Source organism: Cupriavidus necator (assembly GCF_040578825.1).
In the GTDB taxonomy this organism is placed as follows: domain Bacteria; phylum Pseudomonadota; class Gammaproteobacteria; order Burkholderiales; family Burkholderiaceae; genus Cupriavidus; species Cupriavidus necator_E.
This window is the reverse complement of record NZ_JBEFLI010000034.1, coordinates 19152-34535: the sequence shown is the minus strand read 5'-3', so window position 1 is coordinate 34535 and position 15384 is coordinate 19152. Positions and strand designations below refer to the sequence as shown.

Below are 15384 nucleotides of genomic sequence, written 5' to 3'. Positions count from 1 at the left end.
GATCCAATCAGGGCAGGTGCCTGCCCGGCAGCGCGGCTGCCGGGGCGCGCACGCCGGTGCGGCGCGCGTCCTGCCGGTCGGCGGCGCGAGCCGGTGCCTTGGCGCGCTTTGCCGTGCTGAATCCGCGGCTGTCGTGCGGGCCGCGGTTGCGGCTGCCGTGCGCCTGGTCGGTAAAGGCGCCGATCCGGACTTCCTCGCCCATCCCGCCGACAACATGCTGGGCGTGCGCTGTTCCCGCGGCGGCCAGCATGGCCATTGCCAGGGTCGAAAGCGACAGGATCTTGTTCATGGTTTCTCCGGCACTGCGTGTTGTCGGGCGCGCGGCAGCCATGCCGCCGCCGCGTGAGGTTGGCGAGGGAGAATAGTGCAAACGGAGGGCGATGGCTGTAAGCGATTGTTAAGTCTGCATGCTGCTGGTTTGCTCTCCTCTCCCACTGCGCCGGAGGAGGGGAGCGATCACCAGGGATGGCGGCTTCGGTACGATCGGCCGCTACCGGCGCGCAGGGTTGGACGGATAGACCCTGGGCCTCGTCAACGCTTCAGGCCGCAGCGCTTCATCGAGTTCGGCTTCCGTCATCAGCTTGCGCCGCAGCACGACATCCCTGATGTTGGTGTTGTTGGCGAAGGCCTCGGCTGCCACCGCGGTGGCGTTCTTGTAGCCGATGATCGGATTGAGCGCCGTGACCAGCGCGATCGAGCGTTCGATGGTTTCGCGCAGTCGCTCGGGGTTGGCGGTAATGCCCTTGATGCATTTGTCCGCCAGCGTGAAGCAGCCATTGGTCAGATGCTTGAAGCTGCGGAACAGGCTGGCGGCTATCACGGGCTCGAAGGCGTTGAGCTGCAGCTGCCCGGCTTCGGCGGCGAAGGTCACTGCCGTGTCATTGCCAAACACCTCGAACGCGATCTGGTTCACCACTTCCGGGATCACCGGATTGACCTTGCCCGGCATGATGGAGGAGCCTGCCTGCATCGGCGGCAGGTTGATCTCGCCGAAGCCCGCGCGCGGGCCGCTCGACAGCAGCCGCAAGTCGTTGCACGTCTTGGACAGCTTGACGGCGATGCGCTTCAGCACGCCCGAGATCTGGACGAAAGCGCCGCAGTCCTGGGTCGCTTCCACGAGGTTGGGCGCGGTAAGCAGTTCGATGCCGGTGATCCGGCTCAGCGCCGTGGTGGCCTTGGCCGCGTAGTCAGGATGCGCGGTGATGCCGGTGCCGATCGCGGTGGCGCCGAGATTGACTTCGCGAATCAGCGTGGACGCTTCACGCAGCCGCGCCATGTCTTCTTCCAGCATCACCGCGTAGGTGGAGAACTCCTGGCCCAGCGTCATCGGCACCGCGTCCTGGAGCTGCGTGCGGCCGAGCTTGAGCAGGCCAGCGAACTCCACCGCCTTGTCGGCGAAGGCGGCACGCAGGACTTCCATCGCTTCGAGCAGGTGCCCGATGGCGAAAAACGTCGCGATGCGCAGCGCGGTGGGATACACGTCGTTAGTGCTCTGCGCCATGTTGACGTGTTCGTTGGGGTGCAGGTAAGCGTACTCGCCGCGCTGGTGGCCCAGGATTTCCAGCGCGCGGTTGCAGATCACCTCGTTGGCGTTCATGTTGGTCGAGGTGCCGGCGCCGCCCTGGATGATGTCGACCACGAACTGCTCGTGGAGCCTGCCTTCGCGCACTTCGCGGCAGGCGGCGATGATGGCGTCCTTGAGGTCCGCAGGCAGCAGCCCAAGCTCCGCATTGGCCTCGGCGGCCGCCTGCTTGACCGCGGCCAGCGCCAGGATCAGGTTGGGATAGGCGGAAATCGGCGTGCCGGAGATCTGGAAATTCTCGACGGCGCGTAGCGTATGCACGCCGTAGTAGGCGTCGGCGGGCACCTTGCGCTCGCCCAGCAGGTCGGATTCGACGCGGAATGTGTGGGTGTTCATCTGGGGCTCCTGCGGCCTGGTGGTCTCTTACAGACTAGGCGATACGGATGCTCTGACCGCACCCTGGCGACAGCCCGGCCGCGGCGCCAACCGGCGGTCGAAGTAGAATTCCCGCATCTTCCCGACCCCGGCCCGCGCCCGCTGACTGCGGCGCGCCGCCCCTCACTGCCATGCGGATTCCTCCGATGAAGGCGATCATCGCCTTCGAGAGCGTTGCCAGAACCAAGAGCGTCAGCCGTGCATCGGAGGAACTGGGCCTGACGGCGTCCGCGGTCAGCCACCAGATCAGCAACCTGGAGCAGGCGATCGGCCAGCCGCTTTTTTTCCGGCAGGGGCGCGGCCTGGTGCTGACGCCGGTGGGCGAGCGCTACCTGCGCGACATCACCGGTGTGCTGGCCGAACTGAACCGGGCCACCGAGCGCGCGTCGAGCCCCGCCAACGTCGAGATCCTGCGGGTGCATTCGAGCCCGAGCTTCGGCCTGATGTGGCTGTTGCCGCGGCTGGAATCGTTCCAGGCCGACAACGGCGACATCCAGCTCAACCTGTCCTGCTCGTACGAGGATGTCTCGTTCACCAGCGGCTACTACGACCTGGACATCCGCCACGGCTATGCCCACTGGCGCGACCTGCAAGTCAGGACACTGCGCAAGGAAACGATTACCCCGCTGGCCGCGCCAGGCTTTCTCGACAAGCACCCGATCGCGTCGCCGTCCGACCTGCTGGCGCAGCGCCTGATTTATTCCGAGTCCCCATTGGTGCAATGGCAGCAATGGTTCGCCCGCTATGGCATCGCCACCACCCACAAGACCTTTGATTTCACGTTCGACCGGTCGTATATGTCGCTGGAGACTGCGGCGCTGGGGCTCGGCGTGGCGCTGGAAAGCACGCTGCTGGCTTCGGTGCTGATCCGCAAGGGGGCGCTGGTGCCGGTGTTCGACAGCACCCATGCCGTCGAGGTCGGCAGCCACCATGTGGTCTATCCCGCCCAGAACGCCGACCTGCCCCGCGTGGAGCGCTTCCTGGCATGGCTGGACCGCCAGTTGCCGGCATCCGGCTGACCCGGATAACCATCCTTGTGCCGATGGCGGCACATGGCCCATCGCACGCCGCCCGGCATTGCTGAAAATTTCTCAGCCATACCTGAGGCATACCGCGTTGATCGAAAGGCCCGCAGCGACAAAACTCGACCCATCACAACAGCAAACGTCAGGAGACAAGGATGCTGGTCGAGAACAACGTCGTCATCATTACAGGGGCCGCGTCGCCGCGCGGTATCGGCAGGGCCGCGGCCCGGGCATTCGCCGCACACGGCGCCAGCGTGGTCATTCTTGACCTGCGTCTGGAAGACGCGCAGGCGGCCGCCGGAGAACTGGGAAACCGCCACCTGGGGCTGGCCTGCGATGTGACGGACAAGGCCGCCTGCGAGCGCGCCGCGCAGGCCGTGCTGCAGCGCTATGGCCGCATCGACGCGCTCGTCAACAACGCCGGCATCACGCAGCCGGTGCGCACGCTGGATATCCAGCCGGCGAATTTCGATGCGGTGCTGGACGTCAACCTGCGCGGCACGCTGTACATGTCGCAGGCGGTGCTGCCGCAGATGCGCGAGCAGAAACGCGGCAGCATCGTCTGCATGTCATCGGTGTCCGCGCAGCGCGGCGGCGGCATCTTCGGCGGACCCCACTACAGCGCGGCCAAGGCCGGGGTGCTTGGGCTGGCACGTGCGATGGCCCGGGAATTCGGCCCGGACGGCATCCGCGTCAATTCGATTACGCCCGGACTGATCCAGACCGACATCACCGGCGACAAGCTGACTGACGAGATGCGTGCCGACATCATCAAGGGCATCCCGCTGGGGCGGCTCGGCAATGCCGCCGATGTGGCCAACGCCTGCGTATTCCTTGCCAGCGACCTGTCCGCCTACCTGACCGGCATCACGCTGGACGTCAACGGCGGCATGCTGATCCACTAAAAACAAGGCCAAGCCGCCCAAAGAGGCGGCCCACCCATGACCGGTGCGCCGCACGGCGGCAGCACCCGGCAGGAGACAGACAAATGAAGACCAAATACGCGGCTTCGCCCATGGGCGGCGAAGCGACGCTGCACGCCGACGCGGCCACCTTCGAGACCCGCACCTACGCCAAGGTGGTGAAGCGGCTGATCCCGTTCCTGATGCTGTGCTACCTGGGCGCTTACCTAGACCGGGTCAATGTCGGCTTTGCCAAGCTGCAGATGCTGAGCGACCTGCGCTTCAGCGAAACGGTGTATGGCCTGGGGGCGGGCATCTTCTTCCTCGGCTACTTCCTGTTTGAAGTGCCCAGCAATGTGATCCTGCACAAGGTCGGCGCCAAGCGCTGGCTGGCGCGGATCATGTTGACCTGGGCCGTGATCTCGGCCAGCTTCGCCTTCGTCAGCACGCCCACCATGTTTTATGTGCTGCGCTTCCTGCTGGGCGTGGCCGAGGCCGGCTTCGCGCCCGGCGTGATCCTGTACATGACGTACTGGTTTCCGTCGGAACGCCGCGCCAAGGCATTGTCGATGTTCTTCATGGCGATCCCGCTGGCGGGCATCGTCGGCGGGCCGCTGTCGGGCTACATCATGCACGCGTTCCACGGCGTGGGCGACCTGGCCGGATGGAAGTGGCTGTTCCTGATCGAGGCGCTGCCGTCGCTGTTCCTGGGCGTCGCCATCCTGTACTACCTGGACAACGGCATCGACGATGCGCACTGGCTGACCGATGCGGAGAAGGCCCTGCTACGGCGCAATATCGAGGGCGATAACGCGCACAAGGAGGTCCACCTGTCGATCGGCTCGTTCATGGCCGACCGCCGGCTGTGGCTGATGGCCGCGATCTATTTCTGCGTGGTGCTGGGGCAGTACGGGCTAACCTTCTGGCTGCCCACCATCATCCGCAAGGCCGGCGTCGCGGACCCGTTGTGGGTGGGTCTCTTCACCGCGCTGCCGTACCTGTGCGCCATCGTGGCGCTGCCGCTGGTCGGCATGAGCGCCGACCGGCTGCGCGAGCGCCGGCTGCACCTGATCGTGCCGATGCTGGTCGCCGCCGCAGGGTTTGCCACGCTCCCGCTGCTGGGCAGCGTCAGCGCGTCGCTGATCTGCCTGTGCGTCGCAGCCGCCGGCATCCTGGCGTCGTCGTCGCAGTTCTGGGCCTTGCCGACCGCGCTGCTGGGCGGGATGTCGGCGGCCGCGGGGATTGCCGCGGTCAACTGCGTGGCCAATCTCGCGGGCTTCTTCTCGCCCGCCATCGTGGGCTGGCTCAATGACCTGACCGGCAAGTCCACCGCGGGCCTGGTCTTTATCTCGGCCACCGTGGTCGTGGGCGCCATGCTGGTCCTGCTGGTGCCCAGGACTGTCAACCGCTGAGCAAGCTGTACCGAACGCCGAATTTCCGATTGATCGCAGGAGACATCATGCAACGAACCACCTCCGACACGGCCGTGTCCCTGAAGGAACGCGCCTACCGGATCCGCCGCAACGCCCTGCTGATGGGCGAAGTCCAGGGCCAGGGCTACATCGGGCAGGCGCTCGACATTGCCGACGTGCTCGCCGTCGCCTACTTCGATGCCATGCGCTACCGCCCCGAAGATCCGGACTGGGAAGGGCGCGACCGCTTCCTGCTGTCTAACGGCCACTACGCGATCGCGCTGTACGCGGCGCTGCTCGAAGCCGGCATCCTGCCCGCCGCTGAGCTGGAGACGTATGGCAGCGACGACAGCCGGCTGCCGATGTCGGGCATGGCCAGCTATACGCCTGGCATGGAGATGTCCGGCGGTTCGCTGGGGCAGGGGCTGACCATCGCCGTGGGCCGTTGCCTGGGCCTGAAGCGCAAGGGCTCCGATGCCTTCGTCTACACGCTGTTCTCCGACGGCGAACTCGACGAGGGCGCGATCTGGGAGGGCATCCTGTCGGCCAGCCATTGGAAGCTCGACAACCTGATCGCCATCGTCGACGTCAACAACCAGCAAGCCGACGGGCCTTCGACGCAGATCATGGCGTTCGAGCCGCTGGTGCCGAAGCTCGAGGCCTTCGGCTGGTTCACGCAGCGGGTGGATGGCAATGATATCGATGCCGTGGCTGCCGCCTTCCGCGCGGCCCGCGCGCATCCGGGAGCGCAGCCGCGCATGATCGTCTGCGATACGCGCATGGGCTGCGGGGTACCGTTCCTCGAGCAGCGCGAAAAGAACCACTTTATCCGCGTGGATGCCCACGAATGGCAACTCGCGCTGCAGGCACTGGAATCCGGGAGGACAGCATGAGCAGCACCCACAGCAGCAAGCCGAAGCTGAAGACATCGGCAATGATCGCCTCCATTGCCGGCGAAGGGCAGGCCACGCGTTCGGCGCCCTTCGGCCACGCGCTGGTGGCGCTCGGCCAGCAAAAGTCCAACGTCATCGGCATGACCGCCGACCTGGGCAAGTACACCGACCTGCATATCTTCGCGCAGGCCTTTCCCGAGCGTTACTACCAGATGGGCATGGCGGAGCAGCTGCTGATGGGCGCGGCGGCGGGCTTCGCGCATGAGGGAGCGCAGCCGTTTGTCACCACCTACGCGGTCTTCGCGACGCGGCGCGCCTACGACTTCATGCACCAGACCATCGCCGAGGACAACCTCGACGTGAAGATCGTCTGCGCGCTGCCCGGGCTGACCACCGGGTATGGCCCCAGCCACCAGGCCGCCGAGGATCTGGCACTGATGCGGGCGATGCCCAACATGACTGTCATCGATCCGTGCGATGCCATCGACATCGAGCAGATGGTGCCGGCCATCGCCGCGCACAACGGCCCGGTCTATGCGCGCCTGCTGCGCGGCCATGTGCCGGTGGTGCTGGACGAGTACGACTACCAGTTCGAGCTTGGCAAGGCGAAGCTGTTGCGCGATGGCGCCGAGGTGCTGGTGATCTCGTCCGGCATCATGACCATGCGCGCGCTGGAAGTGGCGAAGGCGCTCGAAGCCGACCGGATCGGCGTGGCCGTGCTGCATGTGCCGACCATCAAGCCTCTGGACACCGATACCATCCTGCGCGAAGCGCGGCGCTCCGGGCGCCTGGTCGTGGTGGCGGAGAACCATACCGTCATCGGCGGGTTGGGCGAGGCGGTCGCGACGACGTTGATGGGCGCGGGCGTATCGGTGCCGTTCAGGCAGGTCGGCTTGCCGGACGCGTTCCTGGATGCCGGAGCGCTGCCCACGCTGCATGATCGCTACGGCATCTCGACCAACGTGATGGCCGATACGATCAGGCATTGGCTGGGCTAGTGCCCGGTGCCGGCCCGTGCAGCCGCCGGGCCGGCGTCATGAACATCCGATACATCGTCCCCGCGCGGAAACTGTCAGCAATCGGAATTCGTCAGACTGCGTTTTCCGAAAAATCAAAGCTCAAGTCGCCCGCTGCGCGCGACGCGGCAGACGCACCTCAAACGTGGTCTCTGTCTGGTCCGACCGCGCCTCGATCGATCCGTGATGGGCCCTGGAATTTCGCTCGTGATATACAACCAGGACCGGTAGACGCTCTATAACGGCATCCCAAAGTTCTATAGGGCCTGCGCTTGCAGGTATCTTTTATTTTGATGACTGATGTTATTATAAATAGAACTGAGCACAGAGCTGCGCAGCCTGACCTGATCGCTCCCGGAACGCCTCGGCGTGCGGGGCGATCGCAACGGACTGCCAGGGAGGATGATCGACATGAGCACAGCTTTCAGCCATTCCGACAGGAAGCGACACATCCAGCGCGTGGATTTCGGGCGCGTTTCGGTCTTCTTCGGCGAGAAGAGCGGCAAATACCCCGACGGAAATCAGGTATTGATACGAGGCGCCGAGACTCGCGCGGCGTTCGACACGCCGCTTGTCGCGAACTACATCGGCCCCGAGTTTGACGCGACCGAGCTGGTGGTGATGGGCCATGTGCATGAAGACCATATGGCGGGGTTGCATCGTCTTCCTTATGCATCCGTATATGTCCACGAACGGGATTTACCAGCGGCAAGGAGCTGGGAAGGCATGATGGCCGCTTCCGGCAATGCGGAGCACGCATCGGAGACGCTGCTCAAGTTCCAGCGCGAATTCTTTTATGTGCCGCGGCCCGATGCGCAGGGCTACGTAGACGGCGCGCGCTGGGATCTGGGGCAGACCGGCATTCGCGCTTTTCACCTGCCAGGGCACACCGCGGGCCACACCGTTCTTCTGGTCGAACCGGAGGGCGTGGCTTTCACGGGCGACATCGACCTGACTGGATTCGGGCCTTATTATGGCGACGCGGGGTCGAGCCTCGCGGACTTCCGTCGCAGCCTGGCACGGCTGCCTGAGATTCCGGCCAAGGTTTGGGTCACGTCCCATCACCGGGGCGTCTACACCGATCGCGAGCACTTCCTGCGTGATCTCGCTGCCTATGCGGCCAAGCTGGACGAGCGCGACCAGCGCCTGATGGCCTTGCTGCGCGAATCCCCAAAGACACTGGCGCAGCTGGTCGACCTGCGGCTGCTGTATCCGCCGGGCTATGAAGGCTTGTGGGTGGTCAACGCCGAGACCCGTACGATTTCTCAGCATCTGGCGGAGCTGCTGGCCGACGGGCGCGTTGAGGTGAACGAAGACGGCGTCTACCGGATGGGATGACATACGCTGAGGGCCACCTCGGTGGTGGCCCTCGCGCCATGTCCCGATGCGGATCGCTGAAGCAACATCGCATCGGGTATGCATCGGCAATGGTTTGACGATATCCGTCGCGCTCAGAAGTTGTGACGGATACCCAGTGCGGCGCCGAACATGCTGTTCTTGCCACCACCAGGCTGATAGCCGTTGTTGAACGCAATGGACGCGGTGTCCAGGCACAGGCCGGCATTCTTTGCGTAAGCGGTGGTGAGGTACAGGTCCGTACGCTTGGAGAGGCGATAGTCGGCGATGAACATCAGCGGCCTCGGATTGCCGGCAGGCCTTAGCGCTGGCAAGGTCGAGGACCGGAACGCCTGGTAGTAGTAGTAGTCCAGCGTTGCTTCTGGCGGCTAACCAGTTGGCATCCAGTTATCGAAATCCTCAAGAGACAGAACAGAACAATGGACAGCGACGACGATATCGAGCAGGTCTCAACCCGGGGTCGTCCGGTCGGCGACCGCGAAGCGAAACGCAAGGAGTTGCTGCGCGCGGCATCAACCGTGATTGCCCAGGAGGGATATGCCAACGCATCGCTGCGCAAGGTTGCCAGGCATGCGGGCTACACCACTGGTGCGGTGACCTATTACTTCGCGAACAAGGAAGAGCTGGTCGTGGCGCTGATGGAAAGCGCATTCGACCGTTTCGACGCAATGCTGGAGTCCGCCCGGGAAAGCGGTGACGTCCTCGCGCCGTTCGAAAGCTGGATAAGGCTGACGGACCGCAGCACGAGGTTCTGGCCGGCGACATCGGAGTTGCTGGCGCAGGGGCGACACGAGCCAGCGTTTGCGGAAGTCATCGCCAGGCGCTACGCGCGTTATCGCCGCTTGCTCGCCGCCATTGTCAAGGACGCGCAGGAACGGGGGACGGTCCGCAACGATATTTCGGCGGACATCCTCACCGACCAGCTCGTTGCCATGGGCGACGGGTGGATGATGATGTACCCCATCGAGCCCAAGCGATTCACGCCAAAACGAATGCGAGCGCTGATCGATGCCCTGGCGGTGCTGGTTGCGCCCGTGCCAGGCGAGCAGAAGCCTGGCGGGCGGGCGGCGCGCGCGTAGCACCGGATCAGGGATGATGGGCGCCATCCAGGGCGCGGGCGACGTCAGCGGCAGCCCTGGTGCCGGTCTCGATGGCACCGTCGATGCCGCCCACCCCGATCGGCGCTATGTCCGCTCCCGCGAAATGGATGCGGCGGTGGGGCTGTCGCATCAAGGGAGCTGCCTGCGTCAGATTGCCGGGGCGGTGATGCATCCATCCGCCTTTGGAAAACGGGTCGTTCGCCCAATCCTGGCAGACGGTGTCCACCACTTCGATGCCCGGAATAAAGTCGCGCAGCGCCCGCTGTACTGCCTCGCGGTCATTACCGTCCAGCGTCGAGGGATCGGCGCAGAAGCACACCACCAGCGTATCGCCATCGTCGCGGCGTTCGGCATGGGCGGTATTGATGGGATGCTTGCCCGCCTATCAGCCGACAACAAGCCCCGCTACCTGTGCCGCGCTCATGGCCCCGCGATAGATACGGAACTCATCCAATTCCGGCCATTGAGCGAGACCGCGGTGTCTGAACGACCGCCGGTCCATATGGCGTCTCCCTGCAGCAGGCCGTCGTGGCCAGCCCCGCTGGCGTCGGCCGGGGTGGTGCCGGTCGCGTCGCGGTGGCCCGCTACCTGGCCAGGATGTCGCCAGCCCCACGCGAGATCGGAGGCAGATAGGTCCGATAGCGCAGCACGGGTAGTTGGCAGGATATGAGGGTCAGACACGCGACGGAAAAAAGCGCGAATCCACTGCGTCCCTGGCCGACCGCGGGCGTCGCGGCATTCCTCACGCTTTGCATGACGGCGGGCATGGGCGTGGCGCCGCACAGCGCCTGTCACGACCCAGGTGCACAGCGCCGGGTGGAAGCCATTCAACTGCCCGATCTGCGCGACCAGCGCGAAAAAGCGCAGAGGACGCAAAGCCGGTGCCGGCCCGTGCCACCGCCGGGCCGGCATCATCCCTACATCCGATATATCACACCCACCCAGAAACTCCGCGGCGCCCCCGGCGCCACGAACAGCGCGCTCGCGCCATCTCCCGGCGCCACGTGCGGCCGCACCAGGCTCCCGTCGGGAAAGACATTGTTGGCGATCTGCCCATAGCTCTCGTAGCGGCGGTTGAACAGGTTGCCCACGCGGCCGTAGACCTCGAAGTGCTTGTTCACTTTGTACGAAGCACGCAGGTTCACGGTGGCGTAGCCGGGCACGCGCCAGTCGGCGGTCCTCCCCGCCGTGCCGGGTTCCGGGTCGCTGCGCAGGCCGTCTTCGTTACCGCTGGAGACGGTGCTTGACACGGCGACGAGATCGGCGCCGAGCGACAGCCCTGCCAGCGCCTGCCAGTCGACGCCGAGCTTGAGCGTGTGGCGCGGCAGGCCGGCCATGCGCATGCCGGGGCGGATGTCGATGGTGCGCTCGCCCGCGGCCAGCTGGCCGGCGGCCTGGTAAGTGGCCTGCAGGTAGCTGTAGCCGAGCCGCAGCGTGATATCGCCCAGGCGCTGGCGCGCGGTGAAGTCCAGGCCCTGGTTGCGGGTGCGGTCGAAGTTGGCGAAATACCCGAGCTGGGTATTTGGCGCGCGCAGGAACAGGATGTCGTTGTGGTTGTCGATGCGATACACCGCGGCGGTGACGTCGGTGTCCTTGCCGGGGCGCCAGCGCACGCCGGCCTCGTAAGAGTGGGACACGACCTGCTTCAGGTACGGGTCGGCCTGCAGCCCGGCCGGCAGCCGGCATGGCCGCGTGGGGTCGGCGCAGCCCAGTTCCAGCACCGTGGGTACGCGGTTGTTCTGGGCGTAGCCGCCGAACACGGTGACGCCGCCGCCGAGCTTCTGCGTCAGGCCCAGCGCGGGGTTGAGGCGGCGGTAGGTAAAGCTCTCGCGCGGCTGCTCGCTGCCGTCGCTGTTGCGCAGCGTATTGCTGACCATGACGTGATTCCATCGTGCGGACGCGGTCAGGAAGGTGCTGGGCGTCAGCGACCACGTATCGGACAGGTACACGCCGAACATGCGCGAGGTGCCGCTGACGCCTGAGAACAGTTCGTTCGGTGCGTCCGGGTCGGCCACCGCGCCGCGGTCGTCGGTGAAGGTGCCGGGCTGCGCGTACTGCGAATACGTCAGGCGGCTGCGGTCGAAGGTCAGGCCGGCGTTGATCACATGGTGCGTGGTTTCCTTGGCCAGGCTGAGCGCCATGCCGACAGTCTGCTGCCGCATATGCGTGGTGTTGATCACGGCGGGATGCAAGGCCGCGCCTTCGGCCCGCGTCATGCCGCAGTCTTCGCCGAGCGGGCTGCCGTCGGCGCCAAAGCCATCCTCGCAGTCCTCGGCATAGGACTCGTAGTCCGGGTTGACATCGCCGTTGAGGGTGTCGCGGCGGCTGTTGCGCACATAGGCGAGGGCCGCGGCGCTGGTCTTGTCGTCGAACCAGTGGCGGCCGTTGACGGCGACCTGGGTCACCTGGTTGCGGGTCTTGTCCGGATAGGTGTATACGGCGCGGCGATTGGCCTGGTAGAGGTCCGGCTCGGTGGTGTCGCCGCTGGCGCGGTAGGCCGGCACCAGGCCATTGCCGGTCAGCGTGCTGCGCCCGTGCAGCACGGACACGTCCCAGCTGTTGGTCTCGCCCTCATATCCGGCCTTGGCAAAGATGTTGCCCAGGCGCCCGTCCGAATGGTCGCGCCAGCCATGCTCCTGGAACAGCGTGCCGGCGGCGAAGGCGTGCCAGCCGCCGGCGCTTTTCACGCCGCCCGACAGATTGGCGCGCTTGCGGCTGCCGCTGCCGTAGGACACATCGGCGGTCAGGCCTGGCGAGTCCAGGCCCGAGCGGGTGGTCATGGCCAGCGCGCCGCCCAGCGTATTGAGGCCGTAGGCCGGGTTGGCGCTGGAGATCATCGACACGCTCGCCAGCGCCGCCTCGGGGATCATGTCCCAGCTGATCACATCGCCGAAGGGTTCGTTGACGCGGATGCCGTCCAGGTAGACCGACAGCCCTTGCGGCACGCCCGGAATCGACGAGGCACGGAAGCCCCGGTAAGTGAGGTCGGTCTGGAACGGGCTGCCCTGGATGTCGTTGACGTTGACGCCGGCCAGGTTGCGCGCCAGGTAGTCGGTCAGGTTGCCGGCGTTTGCGCCGTTCAGGGCATCGCCGCGCACGGTCTGCACGGGGTAGGGCACCAGGTCGCTGTCGACGCCGATGCCGGGCAGCGGCGCGGCCGCCACCACCATGACTTCGGGCAGGACCATACTGTCCTGCTTTTGAACAGGGGTGTCACCTTGTGCAACAGCGGGCCGCTGGATCAGCACGGCGACGGCCACCGCAATCGCGGTGGCGGCGCAACGCCCGGCGCTGCCGCGGCGGGCGGCGGCGCGGCACGGCACCGGTCGCCGCGGTGCAGGGGATGGGTTGGCTGGCATCTTGCATCTCCTCCGGAATACTGGCGCGCTGCCTGCGTTGGGCAGCGCTGACTGGGAATCAGGCTGATGGAGAGCGGGAGCAGTTTCCGTACCTCCGCCATCGGGAAAAACTCCCGATCTGGTGTCGGCGATCTTCCGGAGGAGCAATGCCATGACGATGTCGCACTACCTGGCCAGCCGTGCCATCGGGCTGTCCGCCGCCTGCCTGTGCTGCGCCTTGCTGGCGGCGCTGTGGCTGGCGCGAGTCGCGATCGGCGAGGAACGCAGCGGCGCGGCCGCGATGGCCGAGCTGATTCCGCGGCTGTCGGCGCTGCAGGCCGCCGCGCCGGCGGAGCGCGCGGCGCACCTCGCGGCGCTGCGCGCGATCAATGCGTCGGGGCAGATGCGGCACCTGCGGCTGCATGTGGAAGACGGCGCCGGCCGGGTGCTGGTGGATGCGGCGCAGCCCGGGGAGGCGGCCGCTCCCAGCGGCTTGCTCGCCTTGCTGCGGGCCGGTCCGGACAACAGCGCGCGCGTGGAAAGCACCTGGCAGATCGGCGCCCACGACGGCACCGTCTATCGCGCCGCGCTGCGCTGGGATCCGGCCAGCGAGATCCGTGAAGCCGCCGCCGACATGGCCGCCAACCTGGCCATGCTCACCGTCTATGGCGCGCTGCTGCTGGGCTGTGTGCTGTGGACCGCGCGGCGCGCCTTCGCGCCGCTGCAGCAGATCCTCGATGCCATCGGCCACTACGAGCAGAAGGACTACGGCGTGCGCCTGCCTGCCATGCGCATCCGTGAGCTGGACCAGATCCGCCGGGCGCTGAACCACCTTGCCGGCGCGCTGGCCCAGCACCAGGCCGAACGCCGGGCGCTGAGCCGCCGCTTGCTGACCGCGCAGGAATGCGAGCGCGCGCGGCTGGCGCGCGAGCTGCACGATGAGTTCGGCCAGGTGCTGACCGCGATGCGCGCGGACGCCGCCTACCTGGTGCGCAAGAGTGCCCACGCGCCGATGCTGCAGATCGTGGCGAACGACCTGGCCGGGCATTGCGCGCGAATCCAGGATGAAGTCCGCCACCTGCTGCACCGCCTGCGTCCGCACGGAGGGCAGCCGGACGGGCGGCTCGCTTCGCTGGAGCGGTTGCTGCAGGACCTGGTGCGGAGCTGGCGCGAACAGCCGGGGCAGTCCGTGCGGCTCGACTGCGAGGTCGACCTCGGCGGCGCCGCGCTCGGTCCGGACCTGACGCTGGCGCTGTACCGGATGACACAGGAGGCACTGACCAATGTGATGCGCCACGCCGGCGCGCGCAGCGCCGCCATCCGCATCGCCATCACTGGCGACGCCGGCGAGGCGGGCGACGGTACGGTCCGGTGGGCCGTGGAAGACGATGGCCGCGGCATCGACGATATCAATGCCGCGCTGCAGCGCAGCCATGGTCTGCGCGGCATGCAGGAGCGCGCCTGGGCGCACTGCGCGACGCTCGGCATCGGGCCGGCGCGGGAAGCGGGCGGATCGCCGGGATGCCGGCTGAGCGCGAGCTTTCCGCTGTCAACGCCGGCGCAGGACGCTACGGCACTTGTCGAAGGGGGACAACCAGCATGACAACGATCGACGTTGTGATTGCCGACGACCACGCGGTGGTGCGCACGGGCTATCGGCGCCTGCTCGAACTGGAAGACGGCATGCGGGTGGTAGCCGAGTTTGGGGACGGCGACGCGGCCTATGCCTGGCTCACCGGGCATCCGGCCGATGTGCTGGTGCTGGACCTGTCGATGCCCGGGCGCGGCGGGCTGGAGATGCTGCTGCGGCTGGGCGCGCGCGTTCCCGCGCTGCGCACGCTGGTGTTCAGCATGCACGACAGCGCGGCGATCGTGCTGCAGGCCATGCGCGCCGGCGCCGCCGGCTACCTGACCAAGAGCAGCGCGCCGGAGGCGCTGGTCGATGCGGTGCGCAAGGTGGCACAGGGGCAGCAGGTGCTGTCCGACGATGTGGCGGGGCTGGTCGATACCGGCGCGCCGCCGCCTCACCTGGCGCTGTCGCCGCGTGAGTTCGACCTGTTCCGGCAGTTCGCGCGCGGCATCGCGATCGAGGACGTGGCGGCCAGGTTCTGCCTGAGCACCAAGACCGTGGCCAACTACCAGACGCTGATCCGCAAGAAGATGGGGCTGGCCAACCGCGTCGAGATGCACCGCTACGCGGTCGAGCATGGCTTCGGCTGAGGCACTGTCACAAAACGGAGCAGCGATGGGCCGATGTGTTCCATGACGAGACAGTGCCCCGCAGCGCAGTGCACAACGCGCGCCGTCGTAAAGCCGATCGGAAGCGCTGCCAGGCGCAGCCGGACAACCGCCGGCACGGAAGCCGCGCGCATGCTGCACCGCACA

Annotated in this window: 14 protein-coding genes; 9 read left to right on the top strand and 5 right to left on the bottom strand. The window is 66.6% G+C overall.

The features are described from left to right. Positions 1 to 7: 7 nt before the first annotated feature. Together AB1I47_RS17905 and aspA are read right to left on the bottom strand one after the other, a co-directional pair. Positions 8 to 289, bottom strand: a complete 282-nt coding sequence (locus AB1I47_RS17905; protein ID WP_354685083.1) for a hypothetical protein — start codon at positions 287 to 289, stop codon at positions 8 to 10. Between the two features lie 201 nt (positions 290 to 490). Then, on the bottom strand, positions 491 to 1918 hold the full coding sequence (gene aspA / locus AB1I47_RS17900; protein ID WP_354685082.1) for an aspartate ammonia-lyase: 1428 nt from the start codon (positions 1916 to 1918) through the stop codon (positions 491 to 493). Between the two features lie 170 nt (positions 1919 to 2088). On the opposite strand from aspA, the gene AB1I47_RS17895 reads away from it, so the two are divergent. The 6 genes from AB1I47_RS17895 to AB1I47_RS17870 all read left to right on the top strand — a co-directional run bounded on the left by AB1I47_RS17895 (position 2089) and on the right by AB1I47_RS17870 (position 8543). Continuing rightward, a complete protein-coding gene (locus AB1I47_RS17895; protein ID WP_354685081.1) occupies positions 2089 to 2976 on the top strand; it encodes a LysR substrate-binding domain-containing protein in 888 nt (295 codons plus the stop codon). Between the two features lie 161 nt (positions 2977 to 3137). After that, positions 3138 to 3887: an SDR family NAD(P)-dependent oxidoreductase gene (locus AB1I47_RS17890; RefSeq protein WP_354685080.1), complete on the top strand. Its 750-nt coding sequence runs from the start codon at positions 3138 to 3140 to the stop codon at positions 3885 to 3887. An 83-nt stretch (positions 3888 to 3970) separates the two neighbouring features. Then, complete coding sequence (locus AB1I47_RS17885) at positions 3971 to 5296, top strand: MFS transporter (RefSeq protein WP_354685079.1); 1326 nt, start codon at positions 3971 to 3973, stop codon at positions 5294 to 5296. A 47-nt stretch (positions 5297 to 5343) separates the two neighbouring features. Beyond that, positions 5344 to 6189, top strand: coding sequence for a transketolase (locus tag AB1I47_RS17880; RefSeq protein ID WP_354685078.1), 846 nt, complete (start codon positions 5344 to 5346; stop codon positions 6187 to 6189). After that, entirely contained in the window at positions 6186 to 7187 is a 1002-nt protein-coding gene (locus AB1I47_RS17875) for a transketolase family protein (protein WP_354685077.1), read from the top strand. The genes AB1I47_RS17880 and AB1I47_RS17875 overlap by 4 nt, the downstream gene beginning before the upstream one ends. Positions 7188 to 7616: 429 nt before the next feature. Continuing rightward, positions 7617 to 8543, top strand: coding sequence for an MBL fold metallo-hydrolase (locus AB1I47_RS17870; RefSeq protein ID WP_354685076.1), 927 nt, complete (start codon positions 7617 to 7619; stop codon positions 8541 to 8543). Between the two features lie 113 nt (positions 8544 to 8656). On the opposite strand, the gene AB1I47_RS17865 is transcribed toward AB1I47_RS17870, so the two are convergent. Further along, entirely contained in the window at positions 8657 to 8836 is a 180-nt protein-coding gene (locus tag AB1I47_RS17865) for a hypothetical protein (RefSeq protein ID WP_407935854.1), read from the bottom strand. 144 nt (positions 8837 to 8980) lie between these two features. Between AB1I47_RS17865 and AB1I47_RS17860 the strand changes: the two genes are divergently transcribed. Next, complete coding sequence (locus AB1I47_RS17860; protein ID WP_354685075.1) at positions 8981 to 9640, top strand: TetR/AcrR family transcriptional regulator; 660 nt, start codon at positions 8981 to 8983, stop codon at positions 9638 to 9640. Positions 9641 to 9647: 7 nt separating this feature from the next. Here AB1I47_RS17860 and AB1I47_RS17855 read toward each other — a convergent pair whose 3' ends face one another. Then, complete coding sequence (locus tag AB1I47_RS17855; protein WP_354685074.1) at positions 9648 to 9983, bottom strand: FAD-dependent oxidoreductase; 336 nt, start codon at positions 9981 to 9983, stop codon at positions 9648 to 9650. A gap of 595 nt (positions 9984 to 10578) precedes the next feature. Continuing rightward, positions 10579 to 13020 carry a TonB-dependent receptor gene (locus tag AB1I47_RS17850; RefSeq protein WP_354685073.1) on the bottom strand — a complete coding sequence of 814 codons (2442 nt, stop codon included), beginning with the start codon at positions 13018 to 13020 and terminating at the stop codon, positions 10579 to 10581. Positions 13021 to 13171: 151 nt separating this feature from the next. Here AB1I47_RS17850 and AB1I47_RS17845 point away from each other — a divergent pair, with 151 nt between their 5' ends. Both AB1I47_RS17845 and AB1I47_RS17840 read left to right on the top strand, forming a co-directional pair. After that, positions 13172 to 14602 carry a histidine kinase gene (locus AB1I47_RS17845; RefSeq protein ID WP_354685072.1) on the top strand — a complete coding sequence of 477 codons (1431 nt, stop codon included), beginning with the start codon at positions 13172 to 13174 and terminating at the stop codon, positions 14600 to 14602. Next, positions 14599 to 15219, top strand: coding sequence for a response regulator transcription factor (locus AB1I47_RS17840; protein ID WP_354685071.1), 621 nt, complete (start codon positions 14599 to 14601; stop codon positions 15217 to 15219). The genes AB1I47_RS17845 and AB1I47_RS17840 overlap by 4 nt, the downstream gene beginning before the upstream one ends. Positions 15220 to 15384: the final 165 nt, after the last annotated feature.

What these genes read in the sequence shown, in the direction of transcription:
- AB1I47_RS17905 (WP_354685083.1), bottom strand. Translation starts at nt 289, where the DNA reads ATGAACAAGATCCTGTCGCTTTCGACCCTGGCAATGGCCATGCTGGCC.
- aspA (WP_354685082.1), bottom strand. Translation starts at nt 1,918, where the DNA reads ATGAACACCCACACATTCCGCGTCGAATCCGACCTGCTGGGCGAGCGC.
- AB1I47_RS17895 (WP_354685081.1), top strand. Translation starts at nt 2,089, where the DNA reads ATGCGGATTCCTCCGATGAAGGCGATCATCGCCTTCGAGAGCGTTGCC.
- AB1I47_RS17890 (WP_354685080.1), top strand. Translation starts at nt 3,138, where the DNA reads ATGCTGGTCGAGAACAACGTCGTCATCATTACAGGGGCCGCGTCGCCG.
- AB1I47_RS17885 (WP_354685079.1), top strand. Translation starts at nt 3,971, where the DNA reads ATGAAGACCAAATACGCGGCTTCGCCCATGGGCGGCGAAGCGACGCTG.
- AB1I47_RS17880 (WP_354685078.1), top strand. Translation starts at nt 5,344, where the DNA reads ATGCAACGAACCACCTCCGACACGGCCGTGTCCCTGAAGGAACGCGCC.
- AB1I47_RS17875 (WP_354685077.1), top strand. Translation starts at nt 6,186, where the DNA reads ATGAGCAGCACCCACAGCAGCAAGCCGAAGCTGAAGACATCGGCAATG.
- AB1I47_RS17870 (WP_354685076.1), top strand. Translation starts at nt 7,617, where the DNA reads ATGAGCACAGCTTTCAGCCATTCCGACAGGAAGCGACACATCCAGCGC.
- AB1I47_RS17865 (WP_407935854.1), bottom strand. Translation starts at nt 8,836, where the DNA reads ATGTTCATCGCCGACTATCGCCTCTCCAAGCGTACGGACCTGTACCTC.
- AB1I47_RS17860 (WP_354685075.1), top strand. Translation starts at nt 8,981, where the DNA reads ATGGACAGCGACGACGATATCGAGCAGGTCTCAACCCGGGGTCGTCCG.
- AB1I47_RS17850 (WP_354685073.1), bottom strand. Translation starts at nt 13,020, where the DNA reads ATGCCAGCCAACCCATCCCCTGCACCGCGGCGACCGGTGCCGTGCCGC.
- AB1I47_RS17845 (WP_354685072.1), top strand. Translation starts at nt 13,172, where the DNA reads ATGACGATGTCGCACTACCTGGCCAGCCGTGCCATCGGGCTGTCCGCC.
- AB1I47_RS17840 (WP_354685071.1), top strand. Translation starts at nt 14,599, where the DNA reads ATGACAACGATCGACGTTGTGATTGCCGACGACCACGCGGTGGTGCGC.